This window comes from Synechococcales cyanobacterium T60_A2020_003, from assembly GCA_015272205.1.
Lineage (GTDB): Bacteria > Cyanobacteriota > Cyanobacteriia > RECH01 > RECH01 > JACYMB01.
In genome coordinates, this window is the sequence record JACYMB010000304.1 from 1 (window position 1) to 10,599 (window position 10,599).

The following is a 10,599-nucleotide window of genomic DNA, read 5'->3' on the forward strand; positions in this document are numbered from 1 at the left end:
AACTCACTCAACTTTATGACCGCACGATGCCAGGAGAGGTGGGCTATTTTTCGAGGTGCCCAAATGTTTTGAGATTTTTAAGTGGGATAAGGCTTCTCCTCGGTCTACCTCGCAGGGATAAGCTATCCCTCCCTCACCAATAACGCCACGGCATAGGCGGAAATTCCCTCTTCTCGACCCACAGGGCCAAGCTTTTCATTCGTCGTCGCCTTAATCCCAACCCGTTCGGGCTCTATGCTCAAAGCAGTGGCAAGGCGATCGCGCATGGCGGCAATGTGGGGCTTGATTTTGGGGCGTTCGGCCACGATTACCGTATCCAGATTGCCAATCTGCCAGCCTTTATCAGTGATGAGTTGATGCACCTGCATGAGGAGTTGAATACTGTCTGCCCCTGCCCATTGGGGATCCGTTGGTGGAAAGTAGTGACCAATATCACCGAGGCTAAGGGCTCCTAGCATCGCATCCATAATCGCATGGGTCAGCACATCAGCGTCACTGTGACCAAGTAAGCCAAGGTCATGGGGAATGTTGACGCCGCCCAAAATGAGTGGGCGATCGCTCACCAAGCGATGAATGTCATAGCCATTACCAATCCGGATGTTCATGGAGAGATCCCCGCGCAGGTCAGCGCGTCTTCAAATTTCCATCCTGCATTCTACTCTGATGCCGTCCCCTCTGATGCCGTATCTTCTGCGGCTTCTCCGTGGCGTGCTAACCAAGCGGCGTACAAATCGGGACGGCGATCGCGCGTGCGCTGGATCTGCTGCTCATGCCGCCATTGGGCGATCGCGCCATGATTACCCGAACGCAACACCTCTGGCACTTGCCAGCCACGAAACTCGGCAGGGCGGGTGTACTGGGGATAGTCTAACAGCCCATCTTCAAAACTTTCTGTCTTTAGCGATTCCACTTTGCCCACGGTTCCCGGTCGGAGGCGCACCACACCGTTAACTAAGGCCAGCGCCGGGATTTCCCCACAGGTCAGCACAAAGTCGCCCAAGGATACTTCCCGGGTGACTAAATTCAGCACCCGCTCGTCTACGCCTTCATAGTGGCCGCAGATGATCACGATCTGGTCATAGTTCGTCGCCAGTTCTTGAAACAATGCCTGGTTCATGGGTTGCCCTTGGGGTGTCATCAGCAACACTTCCCGCCGAGGCAAAACAGGTAAGGATTCAACCGCAGCAAAAATCGGCTCTGGCTTCATCAGCATCCCAACGCCGCCACCATAGGGTTCATCATCCACGCGATGGTGCTTGTCGGTGGTGAAATCACGGGGATTGGTTAACGTGACCATTGCAATCTCCTTGGCAATCGCCTTTCCCAACAGTCCTGACTGGAGGGGGGAGCTAAAAAAATCAGGAAACAACGTCACAATATCAATCTGCATGAATCTATCCGATGAACTAATCCATTAATACCGTCTATGGAATCTCGAAAAATGCTGTAAAAACGCCAAATTCAAAATCTAAATCCTATTCCGCGAAAGCTAGCGCTACGAGTGCCTGTAGACGAAGATCCCCATCGTTAACTAGAATAAGTGTTCCTGAACACTTGATCGAAAGCTTAAATTTTGATTAAAAACTTGGGATGATACCATCATCAGATTGGCTCTGGCTGGAGAGGGGTGCCCCATTATCCAGCGTGTGGAAGCCTGGGGATCATGGAGTTTATGGCAGCTTTTTGCTGTATTGATGCCGCGATCGCTCTACACTGAGTTGAGAATGCGATTCCGCAAACGTTCACCCTTGAGTCATCAAACGAAAGGCTAATCTCCTGACGTTAGGTGATTCATCCCATCGCGTACTCGCTAGTATAATCAGCAGTTCCTAAATCAATCCGTCGTTTAGGAACCGTGGGCAGTTCGGTGAATTAAGGGTGATCCCCATGAATAAGCTAATGGAGCAATTGATCAAGTTCCTGCCCAAGCGCGATATCATGCTGCAACTAGAGACCCAATTTCTTCAGCAACGAATGCCCCAAACCACGAAAACAGCCGTCATGGTAATCGGCGGAGCCGAGGACAAAATCCACGGGCGTCAGATTCTACAAACATTCTTTGGACGTTCAGGCGGCTCCGATGCCCATATTGCCATTATTCCCTCTGCCTCTCGTGAGCCAGCGATTATTGGCGATCGCTACCGCACTATTTTTCAGGACATGGGAGCGAAAACGATCGATATCCTCGACATTCGCGAACGCTGGGAAGGGGAGAAGCCAGAATGGATGGACATTGTGGAAGCCTGTACGGGGGTTTTCATGACCGGGGGAGATCAACTTCGCCTCTGTGGGTTGCTCACCGACACCCCCATTATGGATCGCATTCGGGTGCGGGCGCAGTTGGGTGAGATTACCCTGGCCGGAACCAGTGCAGGGGCAGCGGTCATGGGGGAATACATGATTGCAGGGGGCGGTAGCGGCGAATCCCCAAATCGGTCGTTGGTAGACCTCACGATGGGGCTGAGCATTTTGCCAGAACTGTTGGTGGATCAGCATTTCCACAACCGAAATCGAATGGCGCGGCTCATGAGTGCGATCGCCACCTATCCCGATCGACTCGGCATTGGCATTGACGAAGATACCTGTGCCCTTTTTGAAGGAGATGGGCTAGTGCAGGTGATTGGGCGGGGTACGGTCACCATCGTGGATCCGGCTGAGTTATCGTACACTAACCAGTCCGATGTGGATACAACGGATCCGCTTAGCATTCACAACCTCAGGGTTCATGTTCTCAGTCATGGTGACAGCTATGATATGCACAAGCACAATGCGATCGCCCATAAGTAGCGCTATCGGCTGCTATTGTTTCAGAATTGCTTAGGGCGAGTTTATGCACCATGTCTCCCTACGCTTACTTGCTTTCTGCCTTGAAGGAATTGGTATTGTAATTGCCAGTCTCAACAATGCAGAATAACAGCCTCTCAATCGCCATGTATCGGCTCTGCCTACCTTGATAACTTCTCTCACAACTGTTCACTGCGAACAGTTCAGTTGTTTTCTGACACCGGACACTGAACTATAGGGACGTTCATTGAGGTTTGTACCGTCCTCCCTTTCTATACCTGCCTCGTCTCCTGACGATCTATCGATACCTATGAAGATTCTCAAGACCCAAACCCTCCGCGGCCCAAACTATTGGAGCATTCGATATCCCAACCTTATCGTTATTCGTCTGGATCTTGAGGACGTTGCTGATCGTCCATCTAATGAGTTGCCGGGGTTTTACGAAGGATTGGTAAAAGCCCTGCCCAGCTTGATCGAGCATTACTGCTCTCCGGGGTATCGGGGTGGCTTCCTGCAACGGGTGCAGGAGGGCACGATGATGGGGCACATCGTTGAGCATGTGGCCTTGGAACTGCAAACCTTGGCTGGCATGGATGTTGGATTTGGTCGCACTCGGGAGACGTCTACCCCCGGCGTGTACCAAGTCATCTTTCAATACGTTGATGAGCAAGCAGGACGATACGCCGCACGAGCTGCCGTCCGTCTTTGCCAAAGCATTATCGACCTCGGATACTACCCTCAAGAAGAGCTAGAACAGGATTTGCGGGACTTACAAGAGCTGTGTTCCCAGGCATCCCTTGGCCCCAGTACAGAGGCCATTGTCAAAGAAGCCGAGGCCCGGGGGATTCCTTGGACACAGTTGAGCACCCGCGCCATGATCCAATTTGGCTACGGTGTCTATCAAAAGCGGATTCAGGCGACCCAAACCAGCCATACTGGAATTCTGGGGGTTGAACTGGCCTGTGACAAAGAAGGGACGAAGCGCATCCTCGGCGAGGCGGGCGTTCCAGTGCCTCGAGGTGTCGTGATCTACTACATGGATGAGCTAGAGGAGGCCATTGAAGATGTGGGTGGATTCCCCATCGTGATTAAACCCCTGGATGGCAACCACGGGCGCGGAATTACCATCAACATCAATTCCTGGGAATTGGCAGAGCAAGCCTACGATGCGGCTCAAGCGGAAGCGAAAACCCGTGGCGTGATTGTGGAACGGTTCTACCGGGGGCAGGATCACCGAGTTTTGGTGGTCAACGGTAAAGTGGTGGCCGTGGCCGAGCGAGTCCCGGCGCACGTTGTTGGAAATGGTTCCTCCACCATTGCGGAATTGGTCGAGGAAACGAACCGCGATCCGCGACGGGGTGACGGCCATGAGAATATTTTGACTCGGATTACCGTGGATCGAAATTCATGGCAACTGCTCGAACAGCAGGGCTACACCCTAGATACCGTTTTGCCTGAGGGAGAGGTGTGTTACCTCAAAGCCACGGCAAACCTGAGCACAGGCGGCATTGCCATCGATCGCACCGATGACATCCCGAAAACGTGTGGATCGCTCAACGCATCGCCAAGATCATCGGTTTAGACATTGCGGGGATTGATGTGGTCACTCCCGACATTTCTAAGCCCCTGCGCGAAGTGGATGGCGTGATCGTCGAAGTGAACGCCGCTCCTGGCTTCCGGATGCACTTCTGCCCCAGCGAGGGACTGCCCCGCAACGTGGGTGCCCCCGTGATTGACATGCTGTTTCCGCCGGGAACCCCGTCTCGTGTTCCCATTGTGGCGATTACGGGTACCAACGGTAAAACTACCACCACCCGCCTCATTGCCCACATCTTCCGGCAGACGGGACAAGTGGTTGGCTACACTACTACGGACGGAATTTACATTGGGGATTACGGGGTTGAGAAGGGGGACACCACTGGGCCGCAGAGCGCTCAGGTGATTCTCCAAGATCCAACCGTGGAGGTAGCTGTTTTGGAAACGGCACGGGGTGGGCTGTTGCGCTCAGGGCTAGGTTTCCAGACCTGTGATGTCGGTGTTGTTCTTAACGTGGCGGCGGATCACCTGGGGATTGGCGATATCGATACCGTGGATGATCTGGCTCACTTGAAGAGTGTGGTGGTGGAAACGGTACGTCCCAACGGCTACGCCATCCTGAATGCGGATGATCCGCGGGTGACGGCCATGGCGCAACGAGTAAACGCTCAGATTGCTTACTTTTCCATGAATCCAGAGAATGAGGTGGTGCGATCGCACACCCAGAAGGGCGGACTGGCGGCGGTTTACGAGAATGGCTATCTGTCGATTCTGAAGGGCGATTGGACGCTGCGAATCGAGCAAGCGATTAACATTCCACTCACCATGGGGGGACGGGCACCCTTCCAGATTGCCAATGCCCTAGCCGCAAGCTTGGCGGCTTTTTCCCACGGGGTAGGCATTGATCCAATCCGGGCAGCGCTGGCGAGCTTTGAGGCATCGGCGAACCAAACCCCTGGCCGCATGAATCTCTTTAACTTGGGACATTTCCATGCCCTGATTGACTACGCCCATAATCCGGCTAGCTATGAAGCCCTGGGAGCCTTTATTCGCAATTGGCAGGGTGAGCGCATTGGGGTTGTGGGTGGCCCTGGCGATCGCCGTGATGAAGACTTTGTGACCTTGGGTGCTCTGTCTGCGGGGATCTTCGATCGCATTGTCGTGAAGGAAGACGATGACACCCGGGGACGGCCTCGCGGGGATGCGGCTCGCCTGATTGTGGAAGGCATTGCCTCTATCCAGCCATCGTTGACCTACAACGTGATTTTGGACGAAACGACAGCCATTAACACGGCGCTAGATACGGCGTCGTCTGGTGCGCTAGTGGTGATTTTGCCGGAAAGTGTATCCCGCGCGATTGGCTTAATCAAGCAGCGGAATCCGGTTGATGAGTCTAAGCCGATGACGACCCCGGTTGCAGTACCGACCCCTGCTATAGAGACTACGGTTGTGAGCCAAAGTGTAGTGGCAGGCTCAGAGGGGTAGGGACGATCGCTCTGATGTGGACGATTGGGGCAAGGGCGGGCGCGATCGCTCCAGCAGCGCCGTAACCGCCAGCCAGGTTCCCAGCCCAATCAGCAGTAAAACGACTAAGCCCACGAGCCAGATCAGTCCTCCTTGAGAACTGGGTTTACGGGCGTTGGCGTTAGGATCAATAGTTAATTCGGTGGCACTATGGTCTTTCTCGCGGACGAGGGAGGCCGTAATTTTGTAAGGGCCAATCCGGATGGTGTCGCCGCTGGAAAAGGGTTGATTTTGCTGGGTGAGCGATCGTCCATTGAGAAAGGTGCCGTTGGCACTCTTGTCTGTGATGCAAAGCTGCTGGTTCACCACCGTGATCAGGGCGTGAAACCGGGAAACCTGGCGATGATCGAGCTCAATTTGAGAGACGGGTTGCTCAGCGTACTGAGTCGGCATTTGTCCTACTTCACGGCCAATGGCAATCGGTGCGGCCACCAGCGGGCACTGCATCTCACCTGTGACGGGATCTTCCCAAGAAAGCTGAACGTAGGATGTCTCCGGCATCGTTTGCAATCGACCTCACAATTTTTCCACCTACAGGTACCATGTCTCGCTACCGTTGGGCAATTCTGGGCGATTGCCCGCTCAGTCCCGTCATCAACCGCAACGCTAGGTACTTCATCCAGCGTATTCGACGCATCATCCACAATCCTGTACGCCGCACAACAACGACAGGCCCCCACTGAGTTGAAAACAGGCGATCGAGAAAATCCGTGAATCCTAGAATGACTAGATTTTCCAATTTACGCCAGCGCCCGTAGCGCTTCAGGACAGATACGGCACCAATATCTTCTCCACGGGCAGCCGCAGTCTGAATCACTTGCGCCAGGGCTGCCGCATCGCGAATCCCTAGATTCATGCCCTGGCCGCCAACCGGATGACAGCAGTGAGCCGCATCACCCACAAGGGCAAGGCGATGTTGGGTGTAGCGTTGACTTTGCATGAGCTGCACCGGAAACAGAAAGCGATCGCCCACGAGTTCTAACCGCCCCAAATGCCCGGAATAGCGGCGGTTCAGTTCTTCTAAAAATGCCTGCTCGCTCGTCTCTACCCATGCCTTTGCTTCATCATGGGGAGCCGTAAGGACAATCTGGCACCGATTTCCGGGCAAGGGCAGGGTAGCAAAGGGGCCGCCGGGCCAGAAGTGTTCACGGGCGACGTTGCCGTGGGGAATTTCCGAGCGAATCACCGCCGTGACACAGGATTGCCAGTACGGCCATCCCTGGGTTTGAATCCCGGCCGCTTGGCGAATGGGCGATCGCACCCCATCTGCAGCCACCAGGAGGCGCGTCCGAACTTGCCGCTCTTCGCCATCGAGATCAATCGTCAGATCTACATAATCGGGTTGATAATCGGCATGACGCAACGTTGCCGGACAGAGCCAGTTGATGCCGCCGTCTGCATCCAGCTTGGCTTGGAGTGCCCGCACCAGAACATGATGCTCGGCAACGTAGCCCAACGCTGGCGTACCTAAGTCGGAGGGCTGAAGATTCACTACTTCTGGAAAGGTTCCTTCCGAGAGCTGGATGGTTTGAAAGGTGGTGATGTGGGGCAAGATGTTGTCCCAAACCCCTAGCCCGTCGAAAATACGTCCTGACAGGAGGGTAATGGCGTAGGCCCGGTTGCGCCGGAGTCCCATCTCGCGGGTTTGAGCCTCAATGAGCGCAATGCGCAACCCCGATTGCTGCAAGGCACAGGCCAAGGTTAGTCCCACAATTCCAGCTCCGGCGATCGCCACATCAAAATCGAGCGGTACAGAGTCGGACTGCGCTGGATCGGGAGAGCCTTGGGACTGGGTCGGTATAGATGCAGAGCGTTGAGCAGATAAATTCAAGACCATGTCAGCGAATCTGGATCGGGAACAGCGCCATGGGGTAAGACCCTGTTAATCATTGTGACGTGATTTCTAGATTCCTTTCAAGGTACTGAATCACGCTCCAGCGTCCGTTGGTTTGCCAGTCTGGATCTTCGGCGGCGATTTCTTCTGCCCGTCCGGGAGCCAGACCCACCACCAGTTCAGATTTGAGGGTGCGTAGGACGAGACTCGGTGCAGGCAGATAGTGGGCGATCGCCCCAAAATTTGCAGTGGTGTCCCATTGGCGATCGCCCAGAATCCGTCGATAGTGGGCATCACCTTTGAACACGAGTAAATCGGAGGTCGCTAGATCTTGATACAACGCCTCTGGCATCGCCCAAAACACGCGAGGAGCCGTCCAAAAGGGATCTGCGCATACCTGAAGGCGTTTTGAGGCGATCGCCTGCTGCAAGCGCGATGCTAGAGCCGGGAGATCGGGATCGGGATCCTTGGCGAGGTGGTGTAGGGTGATATCCAAGTCCGCAGGCGTGGCATCGGACACAAAGGTCGGGTGCGATTTGAGATGAATATGGACGGTCTGGGCGATGTTGGTGGTGAACATCCCGTCGATCCAGGTGAGGTCGCCGACAAGCTCGATTCCGGCATTGTCAGCAATGAGATCGACACGATGGAGGGGAGGTTGAGACAGATGGGCGATCGCTTCCTCCGTCTGATTCACCAACAGATGATGGTGGATCGAGTCATGCTGGACGATCGCTAACGGTTCCCCCGGTCTGAGACTTAAATCTGCCTGATTGCCCCACAGCATTCGCAGGAAGCCTGCCCGCAGCAATGTTTGCCAGCTTTCCTCTTGCAGTGCAGCAAAGGCAGCAACGAGCGATCGCAATTCTAGATGATGCTTCTCTAAGCTCGATACTTTGGACGGTGCAAACGGATCGAGACCGTAATCGTCATCATCGGGATGGAAATAATGGGTCGCTGCTAGGAGCCGACGGAAGAAATAAACTTCTGCGAAAAACCAGGGCAGTTCAATCCAAGGGCGATCGCGATAGGGTACAAGGTCACGCTGCCAGGCGTCTAGGTCGGAGCCGTAGGTATCTGGAGACGCCAGGACGGAGCCGGTCTCCATCTCTTGAAGCAGTGCATCCAATCGTTGACCCACCTCAACCCCATAGCGGGGATCAGCCTGTACCTCTTGAACCACTTTACGCCATCGGGTTTTCCAGGTGTAGTGAGCAAATGATGAGGGATCAGCCATGCCAATGGGCGGAGGCAAAACCAACCCAGGTGGAATCCGGTTTGGATGGGGGCTAGGATGCAAAACCGGGCTTGCTTAACGATGGGAGGAGGTGGAACCCGGAGCTTGCGCAATGGCATAACGGGCGATCGCCAAACTTAGGCGAGCTTGCTCAATACCAGATAACTCTGTCCAAGCGGCACAGCGCATGGTGCGGAGGGCGACTTCAAGGGTCTCCGTTGCCGATCCCCGCATGGCAAAGGCGTAGGGACGAGCCAAAACCTGGAGATCCTCGTCCGCCAAGCTAGGCAACACATCACGAACACACTGCACAAGCTGATCGGCCAGGGATAGGTTGCTTTCAATCACCTGCTGGGCTCGCTGGATAATGGTGTTGAGCAACGATTGAGGAATCTGAAACTCTTGGAGTGCCGCCTCTGGCAGTGGGATGGAGGGTACAGATGCCGCAACGGTTGCCCACAAGGTATCCATGGTTTGACTGAGGGCTTCAGCAGCAGAGGCAAAAGCAGCAGTGGTCCAGCCTACGGTCTCGCACTCGTTTTCCAATTCTGCAAAAAATGCTTCCGCTTCAGGCGCTGCTGGATTCCAGGGGTAAATGGCGTCATGATTGGTGTCGAATACGCCTCGGTGGTTCTCGTCTAGCAGCACGTGCAGCAAATCGCGCTCTGCATCGGCTTGAATTTGAAAACGGGAAGAATTGGAGTTGCTCGCCATAACTATGCTCCTGAACTAATCGTGATCAGCCACCACACACGCTGCCTGCACTGAAACTGTTGTTAGACATCCTGTTGGAGGACTGTACTCTGGTCTGACACCCATACCTACAGCAGCGTTGAAGCCCGTTCCGCACAGAATCAGATTTTGTCGCTAATCTACGCCAAATTACGTAGGCGCGCCAGATCGAGTCATCCATCAATCAAAAACTCCAACGTTTGACTCCGCGAACTGCCAAACTTCAGCCGCGCATTCGGCTGGAGTGGAACCTCGCGATGATGCACCTTTTGCCAACCCTCTGAGGTTTGCACCAATGTCCCGAACCGTGAGAAATCTTTCAGGAAATAGGTCGGTTCACCATCGCCGTTGCCCCCGACATCCCGATAGAAAATTTCAGCATGTTTCCGCGAAACGCCGGGTTCCCGCAAGACTAAATCGTTTCCATCTAGACTGCCAACGCGCATCAGCCCCCCCTGGATTTGCCATGTGCGGCTGGGCTTTGCCATGGAGCGCAGACAGGCCGTTGGGGTGGGATGGATAAACCACGCGCTAGAGGTGGCATCTGGAATCTCGGTGACGCCTTCGGAGATCGGTTTGATTAACTCCCCGTCAAACTCCGGATGCATGTACAGCACCGGAAGCGTCCAGGCGGGTTGGTTAAATTTGTAAAGGGTCAGCAAATGTTGACGAGCGATCGCCACCGCTTGGTCAATGGGTAGCCGTTCAGCTAAGGCTTGGGCAAAGGCTTGGATAAAGCTTAAGGCTTCCTGATCGGCAATGGAGTCACGCATGCCCAGTACTGCGGGAACCCCGTGATGGATGAGCACTTCGGCCAGACTGCTGCGGGGAATCGCTTCATGACCTCGCTGATCGGGTTGCGCGCCCCAACAGGCATTAAACACCGCTAACTTGACCCGGCATCGGGTAAGCACCTGCGCCAGTTCCGTACCGTTCAAGGTGGCATCTGACC

Annotated in this window: 8 protein-coding genes and 1 pseudogene; 2 read left to right on the forward strand and 7 right to left on the reverse strand. The window is 54.7% G+C overall.

Going from position 1 to position 10,599, the window contains the following annotated elements; genetic code table 11:
- Window positions 1-122: 122 nt before the first annotated feature.
- A complete protein-coding gene (locus tag IGR76_14940; protein MBF2079771.1) occupies window positions 123-605 on the reverse strand; it encodes a 2-C-methyl-D-erythritol 2,4-cyclodiphosphate synthase in 483 nt (160 codons plus the stop codon).
- Between the two features lie 50 nt (window positions 606-655).
- Window positions 656-1,390 carry a tRNA (guanosine(37)-N1)-methyltransferase TrmD gene (gene trmD / locus IGR76_14945; GenBank protein MBF2079772.1) on the reverse strand — a complete coding sequence of 245 codons (735 nt, stop codon included), beginning with the start codon at window positions 1,388-1,390 and terminating at the stop codon, window positions 656-658.
- 548 nt (window positions 1,391-1,938) lie between these two features.
- On the opposite strand from trmD, the gene IGR76_14950 reads away from it, so the two are divergent.
- Window positions 1,939-2,787 (forward strand): cyanophycinase, encoded by an 849-nt coding sequence (locus IGR76_14950; GenBank protein ID MBF2079773.1) that lies wholly within the window; start codon window positions 1,939-1,941, stop codon window positions 2,785-2,787.
- A 307-nt stretch (window positions 2,788-3,094) separates the two neighbouring features.
- A pseudogene (gene cphA, locus IGR76_14955) lies at window positions 3,095-5,805 on the forward strand (cyanophycin synthetase).
- On the opposite strand, the gene IGR76_14960 reads toward cphA, so the two are convergent.
- From IGR76_14960 to IGR76_14980, 5 genes are all read right to left on the reverse strand, one after another.
- Entirely contained in the window at window positions 5,794-6,345 is a 552-nt protein-coding gene (locus IGR76_14960) for an FHA domain-containing protein (protein MBF2079774.1), read from the reverse strand. The pseudogene cphA and the gene IGR76_14960 sit on opposite strands and share 12 nt — an antisense overlap.
- Window positions 6,346-6,394: 49 nt before the next feature.
- Entirely contained in the window at window positions 6,395-7,681 is a 1,287-nt protein-coding gene (locus IGR76_14965; protein ID MBF2079775.1) for an FAD-dependent hydroxylase, read from the reverse strand.
- A 49-nt stretch (window positions 7,682-7,730) separates the two neighbouring features.
- The gene (locus IGR76_14970; protein MBF2079776.1) at window positions 7,731-8,933 is read right to left on the reverse strand and encodes a protein-glutamate O-methyltransferase family protein; all 1,203 of its coding nucleotides are present in this window, start codon (window positions 8,931-8,933) and stop codon (window positions 7,731-7,733) included.
- Window positions 8,934-8,990: 57 nt separating this feature from the next.
- Complete coding sequence (locus tag IGR76_14975) at window positions 8,991-9,629, reverse strand: hypothetical protein (GenBank protein MBF2079777.1); 639 nt, start codon at window positions 9,627-9,629, stop codon at window positions 8,991-8,993.
- 191 nt (window positions 9,630-9,820) lie between these two features.
- Window positions 9,821-10,599, reverse strand: a 779-nt coding sequence (locus IGR76_14980; GenBank protein MBF2079778.1) for a CHAT domain-containing protein, incomplete at its 5' end; no start/stop codon positions are given.

Coding starts and splice junctions, on each gene's coding strand:
- IGR76_14940 (MBF2079771.1), bottom strand. CDS start 605: ATGAACATCCGGATTGGTAATGGCTATGACATTCATCGCTTGGTGAGC.
- trmD (MBF2079772.1), bottom strand. CDS start 1,390: ATGCAGATTGATATTGTGACGTTGTTTCCTGATTTTTTTAGCTCCCCC.
- IGR76_14950 (MBF2079773.1), top strand. CDS start 1,939: ATGCTGCAACTAGAGACCCAATTTCTTCAGCAACGAATGCCCCAAACC.
- IGR76_14960 (MBF2079774.1), bottom strand. CDS start 6,345: ATGCCGGAGACATCCTACGTTCAGCTTTCTTGGGAAGATCCCGTCACA.
- IGR76_14965 (MBF2079775.1), bottom strand. CDS start 7,681: ATGGTCTTGAATTTATCTGCTCAACGCTCTGCATCTATACCGACCCAG.
- IGR76_14975 (MBF2079777.1), bottom strand. CDS start 9,629: ATGGCGAGCAACTCCAATTCTTCCCGTTTTCAAATTCAAGCCGATGCA.